Annotated in this window: 13 protein-coding genes; 7 read left to right on the forward strand and 6 right to left on the reverse strand. The window is 71.1% G+C overall.

The annotated features are described in order from the left end of the window. The first annotated feature begins 42 nt into the window (after positions 1-42). On the forward strand, positions 43-960 hold the full coding sequence (locus tag ACFYWY_RS12830) for a GNAT family N-acetyltransferase (RefSeq protein ID WP_389184107.1): 918 nt from the start codon (positions 43-45) through the stop codon (positions 958-960). A 44-nt stretch (positions 961-1,004) separates the two neighbouring features. On the opposite strand, the gene ACFYWY_RS12835 is transcribed toward ACFYWY_RS12830, so the two are convergent. After that, entirely contained in the window at positions 1,005-2,237 is a 1,233-nt protein-coding gene (locus tag ACFYWY_RS12835; RefSeq protein WP_389184110.1) for a DUF6777 domain-containing protein, read from the reverse strand. A 202-nt stretch (positions 2,238-2,439) separates the two neighbouring features. Between ACFYWY_RS12835 and ACFYWY_RS12840 the strand changes: the two genes are divergently transcribed. Beyond that, complete coding sequence (locus ACFYWY_RS12840; RefSeq protein ID WP_389184113.1) at positions 2,440-3,711, forward strand: streptophobe family protein; 1,272 nt, start codon at positions 2,440-2,442, stop codon at positions 3,709-3,711. 8 nt (positions 3,712-3,719) lie between these two features. On the opposite strand, the gene ACFYWY_RS12845 is transcribed toward ACFYWY_RS12840, so the two are convergent. The 4 genes from ACFYWY_RS12845 to ACFYWY_RS12860 all read right to left on the reverse strand — a co-directional run bounded on the left by ACFYWY_RS12845 (position 3,720) and on the right by ACFYWY_RS12860 (position 8,658). Continuing rightward, positions 3,720-4,718: a serine/threonine-protein kinase gene (locus ACFYWY_RS12845; RefSeq protein WP_389184116.1), complete on the reverse strand. Its 999-nt coding sequence runs from the start codon at positions 4,716-4,718 to the stop codon at positions 3,720-3,722. Beyond that, entirely contained in the window at positions 4,718-5,365 is a 648-nt protein-coding gene (locus ACFYWY_RS12850; RefSeq protein ID WP_389184119.1) for a hypothetical protein, read from the reverse strand. Before ACFYWY_RS12850 ends, ACFYWY_RS12845 begins: the two co-directional genes overlap by 1 nt. 14 nt (positions 5,366-5,379) lie before the next feature. After that, positions 5,380-7,731 carry an FHA domain-containing protein gene (locus ACFYWY_RS12855; RefSeq protein ID WP_389184122.1) on the reverse strand — a complete coding sequence of 784 codons (2,352 nt, stop codon included), beginning with the start codon at positions 7,729-7,731 and terminating at the stop codon, positions 5,380-5,382. 87 nt (positions 7,732-7,818) lie between these two features. Next, a complete protein-coding gene (locus ACFYWY_RS12860; RefSeq protein WP_389184125.1) occupies positions 7,819-8,658 on the reverse strand; it encodes a hypothetical protein in 840 nt (279 codons plus the stop codon). 227 nt (positions 8,659-8,885) lie between these two features. Here ACFYWY_RS12860 and ACFYWY_RS12865 point away from each other — a divergent pair, with 227 nt between their 5' ends. The 5 genes from ACFYWY_RS12865 to ACFYWY_RS12885 all read left to right on the forward strand — a co-directional run bounded on the left by ACFYWY_RS12865 (position 8,886) and on the right by ACFYWY_RS12885 (position 13,926). Continuing rightward, positions 8,886-9,683, forward strand: coding sequence for a lytic polysaccharide monooxygenase (locus tag ACFYWY_RS12865; RefSeq protein WP_389184128.1), 798 nt, complete (start codon positions 8,886-8,888; stop codon positions 9,681-9,683). Positions 9,684-9,846: 163 nt separating this feature from the next. After that, positions 9,847-10,011 carry a 50S ribosomal protein L33 gene (gene rpmG, locus ACFYWY_RS12870; RefSeq protein ID WP_389184132.1) on the forward strand — a complete coding sequence of 55 codons (165 nt, stop codon included), beginning with the start codon at positions 9,847-9,849 and terminating at the stop codon, positions 10,009-10,011. A 63-nt stretch (positions 10,012-10,074) separates the two neighbouring features. Next, complete coding sequence (locus tag ACFYWY_RS12875) at positions 10,075-10,335, forward strand: type B 50S ribosomal protein L31 (protein WP_389184135.1); 261 nt, start codon at positions 10,075-10,077, stop codon at positions 10,333-10,335. Between the two features lie 154 nt (positions 10,336-10,489). Beyond that, the gene (locus ACFYWY_RS12880) at positions 10,490-11,476 is read left to right on the forward strand and encodes an NAD(P)-dependent oxidoreductase (RefSeq protein ID WP_389184138.1); all 987 of its coding nucleotides are present in this window, start codon (positions 10,490-10,492) and stop codon (positions 11,474-11,476) included. Between the two features lie 233 nt (positions 11,477-11,709). After that, positions 11,710-13,926, forward strand: a complete 2,217-nt coding sequence (locus ACFYWY_RS12885) for a WD40/YVTN/BNR-like repeat-containing protein (protein WP_389184141.1) — start codon at positions 11,710-11,712, stop codon at positions 13,924-13,926. A 66-nt stretch (positions 13,927-13,992) separates the two neighbouring features. Here ACFYWY_RS12885 and ACFYWY_RS12890 read toward each other — a convergent pair whose 3' ends face one another. Then, positions 13,993-17,037 carry an alpha-mannosidase gene (locus ACFYWY_RS12890; protein ID WP_389184145.1) on the reverse strand — a complete coding sequence of 1,015 codons (3,045 nt, stop codon included), beginning with the start codon at positions 17,035-17,037 and terminating at the stop codon, positions 13,993-13,995. Positions 17,038-17,046: the final 9 nt, after the last annotated feature.

Here is a 17,046-nt window from a genome sequence, read left to right on the forward strand (position 1 = left end):
GCGGCCGCAACCCGCCTCCATCTGAAGGGACGGACAGTACGTATGAACCCCCTTGGCGAAGCCCCCCGGTCACACTCCACCAGCGAGCGCGCGGCCGGGAATCCTCCCGGCGGCGCCGACGGACTCGCCGTCGCCGGCGCCTCGTTGGAGGAATGGCACCAAGTGGCCGAGTGGGCCGCCGAGGAGGGGTGGAATCCCGGCCGCGGCGATGTGGCCTGCTTCCACCCCACCGACCCCACGGGCTTCTTCATCGGCCGCCTGGGCAGCCGGCCGATCTCGGCCGTCTCGATCGTCACGTACTCCGAGCAGTACGCGTTCCTCGGCTATTACCTCGTCCATCCCGGCCACCGCGGGCAGGGCTTCGGCCTGGCGACCTGGCGCGCGGCCTTCCCGCATGCCGGAACCCGCACCGTCGGCCTGGACGCGGTGCCCGCGCAGCAAGCCACCTACGGACGCGCCGGGTTCAAGTCCGCCCACGACACGATTCGTTATGGAGGGCGCCCGGAGAGGTCCGGAGCCCCGGCGGCGGGGGTCGTGTCTGTGGCCGCGGAGCACATCGAAGCGATCGCGGCGTACGACCGGCAGTGCTTCCCCGCCCAGCGGACCGCGTTCGTCAGGCGCTGGCTGACCGCTGCCGGCCACATCGCGTACGCCCGCCTGCGGGAGGGACGCATCACCGGCTATGGCGTGATCCGCCCGGCACTCGACGGTCACCGCATCGGGCCCCTGTTCGCCGACACCCCCGAAGATGCCGAGGCCCTCTTCGAGGCACTCACCGCCCACGTCGGCCCGCAGGACGAGGTCTCCATCGACCTCCCCGAACCACAGCACGCCGCAGGGGCGTTGGTCACGGCCCACGGTCTCGAAGCGCGCTCGCACACCGTGCGCATGTACACCGGCCCGGTCCCCGAGGTCCGGGCCGAACGCACCTACGGCGTCACCACACTCGAACTCGGCTGATACCCCCGCCGCGCCCCGTCTCCAGTACACCGGCGGGCGGGAGGCTACGAGGGCGAGCCCGCAGGGCTGTCGGGGGCCATAGGCGGGCTCGACGCGCTGGAGGCAATGGGCTCCGAGGCGGATGTATCAGCCGGTGGCGGCGCCGATGCCGAGTAGTCCGACGGCGGTGGGGGCGACTTCGGGGATGGGGTCCCGGGGGCCGGCGGCTCGGACGACGGGGACTTCGATGACGGCGACTTCGAGGGGTGCGACTTGGACGACGGAGACTTGGACGGAGAGGAGGTGTGCGGGGGCGGAGAGGAAGTGTGCGGGGAGGGGGAGTGGGACCGTTGGGGCAGGGGCGGCGGCGGGACCTTCTTGTCGTGGCGGCCGTGATGGTCACCCTGCTTCCGCTCGAACCAGTCCTCGCGGTCCGGGTCGTAGACGACGAAGACGTCGATCACCGTGACGGAGGGCTGCACCTGCACAACCTTGGTCGGCTGGAATCCCGACCACGTGGGGCCCGTCAGCCGGACGTTGCCCTCCACCTTGACCGGCGGTTTCAGCGGATTGCCGCATGCGCAGCGCACTCGCGGGACGCCGTGGTCGTCGACGAGGACGGCCGTACCGGCCTGCAGCACCGACTGATACTTGGTGGCGGCGCCGTTCTTGTAGCCGTGGTTGGTGACCCGGGTGTCATAGCTCAGCCGAAGGGGGGTCAGCGACCGCAGATACCCGGGCACCTGCGACGGGCTGATGCCCAGGACGGAGGCGAACGTGCTGTTCTTGGCCGCGTCCTTTGAGAGATACCTGATCTGTTTCTCGACGTCGCAGCTGGCTGTCTGCTGCGTCCCGCCGTACACACCGGCATCCGAACCGTTCAGGTTCGTCCCCGGCGGGGCGGGCGGTTCCTTGGAGGGAGCCTCCTCGACCGTCGACGGGGGCGTGAACGGATCCTCGCCCGACGAGTTGACGGGGTCCCTGACGATCTCCTCAGCCGCGACCGCGCCGCGTCCCCCGGGGCGGGTGAGGACGACGGTCAGCACCACGGCGGCGACAATCGCGACGGCGATCGCCGCGATTCTGGGGACGGACCGCCACCAGGGGTGGTCGGGGCCCTCGCCGGAGCCCTTCGCCGGTCCGCCCCCGCCCGGTCCGCCCGATCCTCCGCCGCTCGGCGGCCCCGGCGGGGTGCCGGGCGGCGGCGTGGCTTGCGTAGGACGACCCCGCGGCCGGCCCGAGAGCGGGCCTGACGGAGGTCCTGAGGGCCGTTCGGGTGGCGGCGGTTGGGCACTCACAGCTCTTCTTCCCAGCGTAGGAACCATTCAGCGCAGGAAAATCGGGCACAGGAATGTCAGTGGATGCGGGTAGAAGAAAAAAATAGTGCGCAATCCACGCATACCGAACCTATTGTGTGCCCCGTACCCGTACGGCCCGCAAGCCGAGTCGGTCGGCCCTCCCGGCGGGCGGAGCGCCGGACCCCTGTTTAGCGTGGCAAGAGTGAGCCAGCAGCAGGCCAGCGACCGGGGGCGCGCGACGCGCGTCCCCCACGGCTGGGGCGAGGCCTTCGTCGCGGTGCTCGCCGGGCTGGTCGCCATGGTCGTCACGGCCGCCCTCGGCCTATGGGCGGCGGGCGCGGCCGATCTGCCCGGGGGCGCGTTCCCGCGCGTCGTCGCGGCCGTCGTCGTCATCGCGGCCGGCGGCTCCGTGGAGCTCTCCGGAGACGCCGGACTGATCGCCGGCACCAACGCGGACCTCAACGTGCTGCCGCTCTCCGTCACCCTCGCCGGAGCCCTGGTCATCGCCGCCGGCTTTCTCCGTCCGCTACGGCACCGAGCCGTCGCCGACAGCCGCGAACTCGTCGGCTGGGCCGCCCGGTTGGCCGTGCTGTGGGTGCCGGCTCTCATCGGCCTCTCGGTCCTGGCCCGCCACACCTTCGACATCCCGCTCGGGGAGGGGACGATCGCCGACATCGGGGATCTGCTGGACGCCTCCCCCGAGATCGGGTTCCGCGCCGACATCCCCATCACCCTCGTCTTCGGCCTGTTGTGGCTGGCGGGCCTGCTGTTCCTCGCGCTGCTCGTATCGCGCGGGGCTCCGCTCCCCGCCCGCCTCGTTCGCTTCCAGGAGTCGGTGCGCCCCGCCGCCTTCGCCATGGTCGTGCTGCTTCTCGCCTACGTCGTCGTAGGAGTGGTCATCGCACTCGTCGTCGCCGCGACCCGCGGCCACGGCGCGGAGACCTTCGCCGTGATCCTGCTCGGGCTGCCGAACCTCGTCTGGCTCGGGCTGACCGTCGGTCTGGGCGCCTCCTGGGAGGGAAGGGTGGACGGTCCGTTCCGGCTGCCCATGCCGCAGGTCCTGGACTCGGTGCTGCGCACGCCCGAGAACTCCACCCTCAATGTTGGCTCGCTGTCCGACTACGACGGCCGGGCCTGGTGGCTGCTCGTCGTCGTCGCGGCGGTGCTGCTGCTGGGCGCCGCGTTTGTCATGGCGGTCCGCTCACCTGCCCGGATGCGGCCGTGGCAGCACGCCGTGCAGATGGCGGTGGCGCTCACGCTCACGGTCCTGGCCATCTGCCTCCTCGCCCGCATCTCCGCGCACGTCGGCCTGTCCCTGCTGGGCATCGGCGACCTCGGCGGCGACCTGGCGGGAGAGGTGACGCTTCGGCCGCACCTGTGGCCGGCGCTCGGCCTGGCGGTGGTGTGGGGGCTGGTCACCGGCTTCCTCGGCAGCTTGCTCGCGCACCGCGTACGTCGCCGGGGCGAGGTCTGAACCGCGGATCACTCATCCGGGCCGAGGCCGGCGAACACCGGCCGCGCCCAGCGGGGCGGCAGGGGCGGCGGCGCGGCTACACCCATGTCCACCAGCGTCGGCGGATGATCGCCCGCCTCGTGCCCGGCACACGCGACACGCAGCGCCGCGACGAACTCCAGGCAGCTGTCGTACCGGTCGTCGGGCGACTTGGCGAGTGCCTTCGCCAGTACGTCGTCGACCGAGACAGGGAGATCGGGACGCTGCTCGGTCAGGGACGGCGGCGGATCGTACTGGTGTGCCCACAACAGCGCCATGTCGTCGTCGCGTTGGAAGGGCGGAGTCCCGGCCATGGTCTCGAACACGACGCAGCCGAGGCTGTAGACATCGCACCGGCCGTCCACCGGGCGGCCCGAGATCTGCTCCGGGGCGACGTAGTCGAGGGTGCCGACGAACTGGCCGGCCGAGGTGAATCCGGTCAATGACTGCGCCTTCTTCGTCAGGCCGAAGTCCGTGAGGTAGACGTGCTCCGGGTGTTCGCTGTCCGTGCCGGCCGCGATGAGGATGTTGCCGGGCTTGACGTCCCGGTGCACCAGGTCGTGGTCGTGGGCGGCGTCGAGCGCGGACGCGACCTGCGCGGCGATCCGGCCCGCGACGCGGACCGTGAGGGGCCCCGTGCGGTCGAGGAGCGCGCGGAGGTCCTGTCCCGCGACGTAGCGCATCGCGATGTAGAGGATGCCGTCGGTCTCGCCCGCCTCGAACACCGGCACGATGTGGGGGTGGTCGATGGCAGCGGCGACCCGGGACTCGTGGGTGAACCGCCTGCGGAAGGTGTCGCTGCGGGCGAGCTCGGGGGCGAGCAGTTTGAGGGCGACGGTGCGGTCCAGGCGGAGGTCCTTGGTGCGGTAGACGACGGCCATGCCGCCGCGGCCGATCTCGCTCTCGACTAGGTACCCCGCGATCTGCTTCCCGAGCAGTTCGGACGGCCTCCCGGTGGGCAGGCTGGCATCGCGCGGAACGCGGACCATCAGACGTCACCGCCGGGCCGGTCCGCACCGGCCGCCCGGTCCGGGTCGACGACCCTCGTCGGCCCCGCTGTTCCGCCAGGCTGTGGCGGGTATGTTCCCGGCCGGTCCGTGCCGGGTACTTCTTCCCCGGCGGCCGCCCCTGTCGGTTCCGGCGGCCCGCCGGTCGGGCCCGGCGGCGCCGCGTACGTGCTCAGGTGCGTCCCGTCGCAGTACACCCACCGCTCGTGCTCCGCGTCGTACAGCCACACCGACTCGCCGTCCACGACCATCCCCACCCGCAGCCCCTGCGTGCTGCGGTGGAACGTCTCGCCGTCCGTCCGCCCGGCCGCCAGTTCCTCCGCCGCGCGGCGGTACCGGCCCAGCGACTCCTCGGCGCGGGCCAGCAGCGGGCGCGGGTCCGCCGTGCGGGCCAGTGGCTGTCCGGCCGCCGGGGGCTCCTGCGGTACGGAGACCAGCAGGCGGGCGTCGACCCACGCCGACCAGCCGTTCGCGCAGACGATCCGGCCCCAGTCCCCGCGCCGGTCGGCCAGCTGGACCGGAAGCAGCGGGTCGAGCGGTTCGGTCGGCCGCGCCCCGTCAGGTGCCTCCCAGGCGGGCAGTCCGTCCTGGGGGACGACATGTGTCGGGCGGAAGTCCCCGATCGTCATCGGCGGTCCCGTCCCTACTTCCGCATGATGGCGGGCTCATGGCGGCGCAGGAGCTTCGCGACCGCGTACCCGAAGACGACGGAGAGGACCACGAGCATCCCCATGTTGAGCAGCCACACGCCCGCCGAGTGCTCGAAGAGCGGGTCTGCCGTCAGCTTGCCCGGCACGATCCGGGCCAGCCCGATCGTCCCCGACATCGCTCCCATCGCCCACCGGGACGGGACCAGCCACGCCAGCTGCTCGACGCCGGGAACGCCGTCCAGCTTCAACAGCGCCCCGCAGAACACGACCTGGACGATGGCGAGGAGCACCAGCAGCGGCATGGTGACCTCCTCCTTGCGTACAAGCGCGGACACCAGCAGGCCGAGCATCATCGCCGTGAACGACAGCGCCGCCACGGCCAGGGTGATCTCCACGAGCGGCGGCATGAGCACGCCTTCACCGCCCGGGGCGTTCAGGTCGACGCCGACGAGTCCGACGAGGGTCAGCACCACCGCCTGCAGCACCGTGATCGTGCCGAGCACCACGACCTTGGACATCAGATACGCGGACCGGGACAGCCCGACAGCCCGCTCCCGCCGGTAGATCACCCGCTCCTTGACAAGTTCGCGCACGGCGTTGGCGGCGCCTGTCAGGACGCCGCCCACACACAGGATGAGCAGGGTGTTCATCGCCGTCTCCTGGGTGAGCCGACTGCCGGCCAGGGCGCGGGTCATCGCGCCCATCACGATCGGCAGTGCGATCATGACGACCAGGAAGGTCCGGTCGGTGCTCAGCGCGGCCGCGTAACGCCGGACCAGCGTCCCCAGCTGCGCACTCCAGCTCTGCGCCTTCGGCGGCGCGACGAAACCGTCCGCCGCGGCGTGCGGCAGGCGCGGCTGGGCGGTCGAGTTCGCGATGTACTGCCGGTGGAAGGGGGACTCGCGGTACGTCCCCGCCCAGTCCCGGTCCGGGTCGTTCTCGAAGGCCTCGAACGCCTCCGGCCACTGCTCGAAGCCGAAGAAGGCGAGGGCGTCGTCCGGCGGCCCGTAATAGGCGATCCTGCCGCCGGGAGCGAGCACCAGCAGCCGGTCGCACACATCGAGACTGAGCACGCTGTGCGTGACGACGATGACCGTATGGCCGTCGTCGGCGAGGCCGCGGAGCATATGCATGACCGAGCGGTCCATGCCGGGATCGAGCCCGGAGGTCGGCTCGTCGAGGAAGAGGAGCGATGGTTTCGTCAGTAGTTCCAGGGCCACGCTGACCCGCTTGCGCTGGCCGCCCGACAGGCTGTGGATGGGCTGGGCGGCCCGCTGTTCCAGGCCGAGTTCGCGCATCACTTCGGCCACCCGGTCCTGGCGTTCGGTCTTCGCGGTGTCCTGCGGAAAGCGCAGCTCGGCGGCGTATCCCAGGGCCCGGCGGACACTCAGCTGCGAGTGCAGGATGTCGTCCTGCGGTACGAGGCCGATGCGCTGGCGCAGCTCCGCGTAGTCGTGGTAGAGGTCGCGGCCGTCGTAGAGGACGGTGCCCTGGTCGGCGGGGCGCAGCCCGGTCAGCGCGTTCAGGAGCGTGGACTTGCCGGCGCCGCTGGGCCCCACCACGGCGAGCAGGCACTTCTCGCCGACAGGGAACGAGACGTCGTCGAGCAGTGTCTTACGGCCCCGGTCCACCGCGACCGCCAGGCCCTGGACGTCGAGCGAGACGTCGCCGGTGTCGACGTACTCCTGCAGTTGGTCGCCGACGAGACAGAACGCCGAGTGGCCGATGCCGACGATGTCGCGCGGGGAGACGAGGGCCTGGGCGACCGGCCGGCCGTTGAGGAAGGTGCCGTTGTGAGAGCCGAGGTCGACGATCTCGTAGGTGCCGTCAGGGAGCGCCCGCAGCTCCGCGTGCCGCCGCGAGACGACGAGATCGTCGATGACCAGGTCGTTGTCGGATTCGCGCCCGATGCGCACGGTGCGGGCCGAAAGCGGACGTACGGTGGTCGGCTGCCGGAAGGTGCCGGTCTCCGACGGCATGGAGACGGCGGACGGCCGGGCAGGCGCCTGCGCGCCTGGCGGCGGGTTCCGGTCGACGAGAACGGCCCGCGGGCCGTCGGCCGGATTGCCGAACCGGATGACGGTGCCGGGGCCGATCCCACCTTCGTGGATCCGCCTGCCGTCGGCGTATGTGCCGTTCTTGCTGTCCTCGTCCTCGATCGTCCAGTGGTCGGCCTCGGGCCGCAGCACCGCGTGGTGCCACGACACCCGGGCGTCGTCGATGACGACGTCGCTCATTGGGTCGCGCCCGACGTGATAGTCCCGGCTCGGACTCATCACCATGGAGCCCGCATCGGTTTCGAGGACGAGCTCGGGCGCAGTCGGCGCGACAGGCCGCTCTCCCATGGTCGGATTCTAACGATTGGTCCGTATCTGCGCCTGATCTGCGCCCGCGGGACCCCTGCGCCCCTGCACCCTCCGGGCCTGCCCCGGTCAGGCCGGGCGGGGCCCGGGGCGGGACTGGTACAGCTGGGTGTAGTAGCGGCCTTCTGCCTCCAGCCCGGTGGGGTCGTAACCCTCGCGAAGGGTCTGCTCGATCGCGCTGCGCTGTTCCGCCGGGCCGGTGAACAGCCGCTGCGGGAAGGTCTGCGAGGCGTCCGTCCGGGTGACCAGACCGTAGTGGGCAAGACTGGCGATCACCGGTTGGTACGGGACCGTGCGCAGCACGAAGGCGGTCACCCAGACCGGCACCCGGGCACACTCCATAAGGGCTTCGAAGGTGCGGTGGGTGATGTAGCCGATGCCTCCGGTGACCGTGATCAGGCCGACGCCCGCGACGGCTCGTCGCAGCTGCGGTCCCGGCGAGTGGCCCTCCAGGTTCTCGCCATAGCCGTCGTCGAGCAGCCCGACCGCCAGGGCGTAGCCGACGGCACGGTCGGCGGAGTCGAGACCGATGACCGGGGTCGCGTCGGCGCGGCGCCGTGAAGCGTAGAACTCCTTGTCGACGTCGATGAGCTCCTCGGTCGTGAGGGCTTCGGTCTCAGGGCCGGTGTAGTGCGCGTACAGCTCGGGAAGCGTGAGGTCGTGGTTGAGCAGCGCGGCGTTGATCCCGTACGAGCAGCACAGGTCGAGGACGGTGACCGGGCCCTCCGTGCCCCGCCGGGCGGCTGCCCGGTCGGCGAGAGTGCGGCGGAAGACGTCCTGCGCCTGGTGCGGGATCTCGTACTCCAGCGGAGCGAGCCGGCGGAAGTAGGCGCGGGGGTCGGGCTCGTTGTAGATGTCGTCGAACCGGCTCTTGCCCGGTGTGGTGGCACTGGTCTGACCTCGGGTCATGGGGCGTACCTCCGTGAGTGGGGGGACAGGTCTATGCCTCTCAAGATCTAGCGGAGCGGTGTCGTTGGCCGGTAGGGCGCGGGTGTGGAACCGGCCACGGGTGATCCGTGGCGGGCGACCGGGGGACAGGCCTCCTGCGAGGGGTCCGCCGCGCGCGGTGAACGCTGCGCCGGGCGAAGTCGTAATACACGGCAGGCTGCCGAGTCCACCAAGGAGGTCTGCCGCGGATGACTGCCCATCGCACTGCCGCCGCCGCTGCCGTTGCCGTCGTGCTCACCGTCGGGGCCGCCGGGACCGCGCAGGCCCATGGCGCGCCGACCGACCCCGTCAGCCGGGTCTTCGCATGCGGTCCCGAGGGGGTGCAGCGCGAGTCCGCGGTCTGCCGGGCCGCTGTCGCCGCGAACGGGGGAGTGGCCTTCGACGAGTGGGACAACCTGCGGTTGGCCGATGTCCGGGGCAGAGACCGGGAGTTCATCCCGGACGGGCAGCTGTGCAGTGCGGGCCTCGACGCGTACAAGGGCCTGGACATCGCCCGCGAGGACTGGCCGGCGACGACCCTGACGGCCGGTGCCAGGTTCGCTCTCACCTACCTTTCGACCATCCCGCACAAAGGAACGTTCCACCTGTATCTCACCAAGGCGGGCCATGATCCGACGGTACCGCTGCGGTGGGACGATCTCATCTCGGAACCGGTCGGCACGGCCACCGACCCCCGGCTCGTGGACGGTGCGTACCGGATCTCGGGGCAGCTCCCGGCGGGACAGACGGGCCGCCATGTGCTCTATACGGTCTGGCGGAACTCGAGTACCCCGGACACCTATTACTCCTGCTCCGACCTGGTGCTGACAGGCGAATCGGGCCAGCCGCAGCAGCCGGGCGGCGAGCCCGCCGATCGGCAGGCCGCGGCATCCGCTGAGCGTGACGAGGACAAGCAGGCCGTCCTGGTCGGCGGGGTGGCCGCGCTGCTCGGGCTGCTCGCGGTGGCCGCATCCGCGCTGGTCAGGCGCCGCGGCCGGCACGGATAGGCCGCTGTCGGACAGTGTGACCGCCCGGAGCGGTGGCGGCGGGAAAGGCGGGCACGACGGCGGGAATGCCGTCGGGGTCCGCGCGGTTACATCATCAGGCGCTGACGTGAACGTGACATTCACCCCCACCCCCAGTGGGCTTGTGAGGCGCCGGGAGGAACGCATGGCACGCAGTAATACCCGTCCCGTCATCACCCTGCGGTCTCAAGCCGGGACCGGCCACACGTACGTCACGCGCAAGAGCCGCCTCAACAACCCCGACCGGCTGTTGCTGCGCAAGTTCGACCCCGTCCTCGGCGAGCACGTCCTGTTCCGCGAGGAACGCTGACCTGCCACGGACACCGGCCGCCCCCTCCATCCGGCCGCCCCTCCATTGAGGAAGGAATCCCGCATGAAGCCTCGTATCCACCCCGTCTCGCGCCCGGTCGTCTTCCGTGACCGCGCCGCTGACGTCGCCTTCCTGATCCACTCGACCGCGGATTCCGCGCAGCGTGTGGAGTGGGGGGACGGCAACACCTACCCGGTGATCGACGTGGAGATCTCCTCGGCGAGCCACCCCTTCTACACCGGAACCTCCCGGGTGCTGGACACGGCCGGCCGTGTGGAGCGCTTCGAGCGCCGCTACGGCGCCGTCGCACCGGCCCGGAACTGACCCGGTCGACCAGCCAGGCGCGGCCGCCCACGATGGGCGGCCGCGCCGTCGTGTTCGTGTCCGGATGCAGCCTGTCGCTGCCCGCCGGAGGCCGGGCGGGCTGATTGGCTGGCCCAGCGACAGCCAGCACGCATGACGCCGAGAGGTGATTCGAGTGTCCTCATCCCCCGCGCCCACCGCACAGAGTGAGAGGGCGGACCGGCCCACGGTGGCGGTGCTCGGCACCGGCATCATGGGCGCCGCGATGGCACGCAACCTGCTCGGCAGTGGCCTGCCCGTCCGCGCGTGGAACCGTACGCGGGCCAGAGCGGAAGTCCTCGTGGCCGACGGAGCGTACTGTGCCGGATCACCCGCCGACGCCGTCACCGGCGCGGACGTGGTGCTGACCATGCTCAACGACGGACCGCGGGTGCTCGCGGCCATGCGGGAGGCGAGCGAGGGTCTCGCCCCCGGAGCGGTGTGGGCGCAGTCGGCCACCGTCGGGGACGCCGCCACGGCCGAGCTGGCCGACTTCGCGCGGCAGCACGGCCTCACCTTTGTCGACGCACCCGTTCTCGGTACGAAGCAGCCCGCGGAGGAGGGGCAGTTGGTGGTACTGGCCGCGGGCCCGCAGAGTGCCCGTGGCATTCTTGCGCCGGTCTTCGACGCCGTGGGCGTGCGCACCACTTGGGTCGACGACGACGGCTCCACCGGCGCCGCCAGCAGGCTCAAACTCGTACTGAACAGCTGGATCGGCGCGCTGATGCACGCCACGGGTGAGACGCTCGCCCTGGCGCGCGGCATCGGCGTCGATCCGCAGATATTCCTCGACAGCGTGTCCGGCGGACCGCTGGACAGCGGGTACATGCGGGTCAAGTCGGCGGCAATCCTCAGTGGCGACTACACGCCGAGTTTTTCGGTCTCCAACGCGCTCAAGGACACACGGCTGATCGTGGACGCGGCGGAGCGGTCCGGCGTACAGCTGGATGTCGCGCGGGCGGGAGTGGCGCGCTTCGAGCGGCTGGAGCGCCGGGGGTTGGGCGAACGCGACATGGCGGCAACGTATTTGGCGTCCTTCGAGGACGGCAAAGAGCTTTTCCCGGGCAGCTCGGGCGGCTCGGACAGCCAGGACGCCCAGGACGGGAAGTCGCCGGATCGTTAGCCCGCTGAATCCGTCGGCGCGCGGCTGACGGGCAATTGACGGGAAGTCGGCGCGCGGCTGACGCGCAATCGGCCAGGCCCGAGTCCCCCCGGGCTCAGGCTGACCGGGCGCCGGTGCCCAGCACCCCGCCCGTCTCACGGCTCACAAAGTCCGAAGCGCGCCCTTCTGTTGCACTGCCCCCTCTCGTAACGTCGGCACGTCTTGAAGGGGTCATGACGATGAAGAGGGTGTTCATGCACAGACGTCTGCTTCAGCTGGTCCTCGCCTCGCTCGTGGGCGCCGCGACACTCGCGGCGCCCGCGGTCGCGGCGCCGCCCGGTCCGCCGGACGTGTACCGGCCCGTCCGCGGGCCTGCCGCGCCGGCCGAGTACCGGTATCTGCAGAAGACCTTGCCGGGGGAGTCGATTCCGCGCCACGCTCACGACACCGCCGCGGCGCAGGCACGTCGGCTGCCCACCGTCGGCGGGCGCTGGAAGCCGGTCGGACCGACCAATATCGGCGGTCGTATCGTCTCGCTCGCCCTCGACCCGGGGCGCGCCGACACCGTGTACGCCGCCGCGGCCAGTGGCGGGATCTGGCGCAGCACCGACGCCGGGCAGACCTTCACGTCCGCCTGGCCGGACGACTGGACGCAGGCGATGGGCGCTGTGGCGACCGGCCCCGACGGCACTCTCTACGCGGGGACCGGCGAGCCCAACCCAGGTGGCGGAAGCATCACCTACGAGGGCACGGGCCTCTATCGCAGCACCGACGGCGGCGCCCACTGGCAACCGATCGGACTGCGCGACTCCGGCGCGATCAGCGCGATCACGGTGGACCCGGCCAACCCCCGCCGGTTATACGTCGCCGCGGCCGGATCGCTCTACAACGGCGGTGGCGACCGCGGTGTCTACCGCTCGGACGACGGCGGGTCGAGGTGGCAGCGGATCCTCACCGGGGCCAACGAGTTCACCGGCGCCACCGAAGTGGTCGTCCAGGGCACGAGGCTGTACGCCGTGATGTGGGACCACCGCCGCCGGCCCGATCTGCGCACCTACGGCGGCGTCGGCTCGGGCGTCTTCCGCAGCGACGACGGCGGGAAGTCCTGGCAGCGGCTCGGCGGCGGTCTGCCCGCCCAGAGCCCCGACGTCGGGCGGATCGGCCTCGCCGTCGCGGGAGAGAACGTCTACGCCATCGTCAACAAGACCAGCGGGCCCTTCGAGGGCTTCTACGCCTCGAAAGACGGCGGTGACACCTGGAGCCGGACACCGGAGAACAAGGATCTCGCCAACTCGCAGTCGAGCTTCGGCTGGTGGTTCGGCAAGATCTGGGCCGACCCCAAGGACGCCAGGCATCTGCATGTGGCCGGGGTGGCGCTGCTGACCTCGAAGGACGGCGGCGACTCCTGGACGTACGACGACAGCAGCATCCATGTCGACCACCACGCGATGGTCTGGGATCCGCGCCGTCCGGGCCGCGTCTATCTGGGCAACGACGGCGGCGTCTACCGCTCCGACGCCGACGGGGACGGCGGCTGGGTCAAGGCCCGGCATGAGCCGTACACCCAGCTCTACAGCGCGGCCATCAGCCCGCAGGACACCAGCCGGATCTCCGGCGGCGCGCAGGACAACGGCTCGCTGCGGTCCTGGGGCGGGGACGGCTTCAACGAGTATCTCGGCGGGGACGGCGAGGAGAACCTCATCAACCCCACCGACGTGAACAATGTGTACGCCTGCTACCAGTACGGCAATTGCTTCCGCTCCACAGACGGCGGCGACAACCTGACGTACTTCGCCGACAAGACGATCTTCAAGCGGCGCAACTGGTTCACCCCGGTCGTCTTCGACCCGCGCGACCCGAAGGTCCTCTACTACGGCTCCGAGGTACTCAACCGCTCCACCGACGGCGGCGTGACGTGGCAGGCCATCAGCCCCGACCTCAGCGGCGGTCCCGGGCCCGACCCGATCTACACGAACTACGGCACGATCACGGCCATCGCCCCGGCGGGCGATGGCCGCACGGTCTACGCCGGCACCGACGACGGCCGTGTCTGGGTCACCAAGGACCTGGGCGCGACCTGGACGAAACTGGCCGAGGGCCGGCCGTGGGTGACCCGGGTCGTCGTCGACCCGAAGAACCCCGACCGCGTCTACACCACACACTCCGGCTACCGGGCGGGTTCGCCAATGGCCCATGTCTACGGCAGCACCGACGGCGGCAAGCACTGGAAGGACCTGTCGGGCAATCTCCCGTCCGCGCCCGTCAACGACCTGATCGTCGGCCGGGGCGACATCCTGTACATCGGCACGGACCAGGGTGTGTTCGCCTCGCTGCCCGGCGGCGGGCGCTGGTACCGCCTCGGCCGCGGCATGCCACAGGTCCCCGTCGACGACATCGAGTACGACGCCGGGCACCACCGCCTGGTCGCCGCCACCTTCGGCAGGGGGTTCTACGAGTTGAGGACCCTCTGAACCCATGTCGACCACCCTGCTCCCGGCCGCCGTTCGGCTGCCGGGAGCAGGACCGGGCAGGGCTGACTACGCCCGCGAAAGACGCAGCGTCAGGATCTGGAACGGCCGCAGTGCCAGCGCCACCCCGCCGTCCACGACGGCCACCGGCTCGTCCGGCAGCGGACGCTCCAGCAGGTCCGTGACCTGCGCACCGGCCAGCGGGAAGCCCATGCGCAGGGTCGCCTTCGCCCGGCCGCCGAGGCACTCGTAGAGCCGCAGGACCACGTCGCCCGAGCGGTCGTCCGCGAGCTTCACCGCCTCGACCGTCACGGCGGGGTTGTCGCTGCTCACCAGCGGCTCGATGCTCCCGGCCGCCTCCGCCACCCGCAGCGGCAGATTGAGCGCGTACCCCTCCGCGATCGCGTCCTCCACGGTCGCGCCCGGCAGCAGCGCGTAGGTGAAGCGGTGGGTGCCCTGGTCGGCCTCGGGGTCCGGTACGCGAGGAGCGCGCACCAGGCTGAGTCGGACGGTGGTGGTCGTGCCGCCGTCGTCGCGGGTGGTGCGGGTGACATCGTGCCCGTAGGTCGAGTCGTTGATGACCGCGACGCCGTAGCCGGGCTCCCCGACATGCACCCATCGGTGGCCGTAGACCTCGAAACGGGCCGCTTCCCAGCTGGTGTTGGTGTGCGTGGGCCGGTGGACATGGCCGAACTGGATCTCCGCCGTGGACCGGTCGGCCCGGACGTCGATCGGGAAGGCCGCCTTGAGGATCTTCTCGGCCTCGTGCCAGTCGATCTCGGTCTGTACGTCGACGCGGCGGCTGCCTGCCCGGACCGTGACGGTCTGCACGATGCGCGAGCCCTTGCCGAAGGCGCGCTCGACCCGCACCGCGCCGACCAGCGGTCCCGTTTCGACGACCGTGACCGACTCGGTGGCGAGCAGGTCGGTGAAGCGGTTCTTGTAATGCTTGTCGATGTCCCAGGCGTCCCAGTGGTTGGGCAGGTCGCTGTGCAGCCGCAGGCGGTTTCCGGGGGCGGCGAGGACTTCGCGGCCGGCGACCAGATCGCGTACGGACGCCAGGGTGCCGTCGTCCGCGACGGTGACGCGGACAAGTCCGTTGTCGAGCGTACGGCCGGTGTTGGAGACCGGCCGCGGAGCCGCCCCGGTGCCGATGGGGGCGCTGCCGCTCGCCGGGACCTCGGTGTAGACGGGGGCGCCGTCCGGTCCCGTGACCACCTCGGCGCGAGCACGCGGGCTCGTGTTGAAGACGTACGGCCGGCCCGACCCGAGTGCCGACAGGGCATCGCCGGTCAGCGCCTCCAGCTCCCGCGCCACCCGCGCGTACTCCGCCTCCGCCTCGCGGTGCACCCAGGCGATCGACGAGCCGGGCAGGATGTCATGGAACTGGTGCAGCAGGACCGTCTTCCACAGCCGGTCGAGCTTCTCGTACGGGTAGTCGTAGCCCGGCGCGTGCAGCGCGGCCGCCGTCGCCCACAACTCGGCCTCGCGCAGCCGGTGTTCACTGCGGCGGTTGCCCTGCTTGGTGCGGGCCTGCGAGGTGTAGGTGGCGCGGTGCAGCTCCAGATAGAGCTCGCCGGACCAGACGGGCGCGTCCGCGTACTCCGCGCGCGCCGCCTCGAAGAACGCGTCCGGGTGCTCGACCTTGACCTTCGCCGAGCCTTCGAGGTCGGCAAGACGCCGCGCGCGCTCCATCATTTCGCGGGTGGGGCCGCCACCGCCGTCGCCGTGCCCGAACGGTGCCAGCGAGCGGGTACCGCGGCCCTTGTCCTGGTAGTTGCGGACCGCGTGCGCCATCTCCCTGCCGGAGAACTCCACGTTGTAGGTGTCCACCGGCGGGAAGTGCGTGAAGATCCGCGAGCCGTCGATGCCCTCCCACCAGAAGGTGTGGTGGGGCAGCTTGTTGGTCTGGTTCCAGGACAGCTTCTGGGTGAGGAACCACTCGTTGCCGGCCAGCTTCGCCAGCTGCGGATAGGCCGCGTTGTAGCCGAAGGAGTCCGGCAGCCAGACGCCCTTGGTCTCGATGCCGAAGTGCTCGATGAAGAAGCGCTTGCCGTGGACGAACTGGCGGGCGATGGCCTCACCGCCGGGCAGATTGCCGTCGGACTCCACCCACATGCCGCCGACCGGAGCCCACTGGCCGTCCGCGACGGCCTTCTTGATGCGCTCCCACACCCGCGGGTAGTCGTCGCGGACCCACTCGTACTGCTGGGCCTGCGAGCACGCGAAGACGAACTCCTCGTACTCCTCGGCCAGCGCGGTCACATTGGAGAAGGTGCGGGACGTCTTGCGCTTGGTCTCGCGGATCGGCCACAGCCAGGCGCTGTCGATGTGGGCGTGACCGACGGCCGACATGGTGTGGGCGCTGGCGTGCGCGGGACGCGTCAGGACCGGCCGCAGCAGCTCCCGTACATCCGCCGCCGTGCCGGAGATGTCGTCCAGGTCCAGCGCGTCGAGGGCGCGGTCCAGCGCGTGCATGATCTCGTGCCTGCGCGGATCCTGCCCGGCGAGCTCCAGCATCAGCTCGCGCAGCACCTGCATGTCGAGCGAGAGGTGCCAGACGTCCTCGTCGAGTACGGCGAGGTCGGCGCGGGCGAAGGTGTAGAGGGGCCCCCGGCCGGCGGTGGCCTTGTCGCCGAGCGGGGTCGGGCGGAAGCCGCCTGCCAGGATGTCGGGGTTGGACGCGGCCTCGAGGAGATAGTCGATCCGCTCGCCGCCCGCCGCGGGGTTGGCGACCGGCACGTACTGGTTCTGCGGGTTGACCGCCTTGAGGGGGCCGCCGTCCAGGGTGTGGACGAGGGCCTCGGCCTGGTTGCCCGGCCAGGGGCCGGTGAAGCCGAGGTCGAAGACGGCCTCGACGCGACGGCCGGCCCACTGGGCGGGGACTTCACCGCGGACCCTGAACCAGGTCGTGCCCCAGGGCGGGCCCCACGGCGTTCCCGTCGCGAACGGCTCGTACGTCTGCGACGCGGCCTCGGCGAAGGACACCGGCTCGTCCGGGGCCTCCCATGCCGCGACCTCGAAGGGGAGCGAGGAGGCGTGGACGGCGGGCTGGATGCGCTGCTGGAGGATGCGCTCGACGCGCTCCTCGATGCGGCGGCGTTCGTCGTGCATGTGCGGACT

It is taken from the genome of Streptomyces sp. NPDC002870 (assembly GCF_042888505.1).
In the GTDB taxonomy this organism is placed as follows: Bacteria; Actinomycetota; Actinomycetes; order Streptomycetales; family Streptomycetaceae; genus Streptomyces.

Excerpts from the sequence above, each read along its gene's own strand:
- ACFYWY_RS12830 (WP_389184107.1), top strand. The coding sequence starts at position 43 with ATGAACCCCCTTGGCGAAGCCCCCCGGTCACACTCCACCAGCGAGCGC.
- ACFYWY_RS12845 (WP_389184116.1), bottom strand. The coding sequence starts at position 4,718 with ATGGTCCGCGTTCCGCGCGATGCCAGCCTGCCCACCGGGAGGCCGTCC.
- ACFYWY_RS12850 (WP_389184119.1), bottom strand. The coding sequence starts at position 5,365 with ATGACGATCGGGGACTTCCGCCCGACACATGTCGTCCCCCAGGACGGA.
- ACFYWY_RS12855 (WP_389184122.1), bottom strand. The coding sequence starts at position 7,731 with ATGGGAGAGCGGCCTGTCGCGCCGACTGCGCCCGAGCTCGTCCTCGAA.
- ACFYWY_RS12860 (WP_389184125.1), bottom strand. The coding sequence starts at position 8,658 with ATGACCCGAGGTCAGACCAGTGCCACCACACCGGGCAAGAGCCGGTTC.
- ACFYWY_RS12865 (WP_389184128.1), top strand. The coding sequence starts at position 8,886 with ATGACTGCCCATCGCACTGCCGCCGCCGCTGCCGTTGCCGTCGTGCTC.
- rpmG (WP_389184132.1), top strand. The coding sequence starts at position 9,847 with ATGGCACGCAGTAATACCCGTCCCGTCATCACCCTGCGGTCTCAAGCC.
- ACFYWY_RS12875 (WP_389184135.1), top strand. The coding sequence starts at position 10,075 with ATGAAGCCTCGTATCCACCCCGTCTCGCGCCCGGTCGTCTTCCGTGAC.
- ACFYWY_RS12885 (WP_389184141.1), top strand. The coding sequence starts at position 11,710 with ATGCACAGACGTCTGCTTCAGCTGGTCCTCGCCTCGCTCGTGGGCGCC.
- ACFYWY_RS12890 (WP_389184145.1), bottom strand. The coding sequence starts at position 17,037 with ATGCACGACGAACGCCGCCGCATCGAGGAGCGCGTCGAGCGCATCCTC.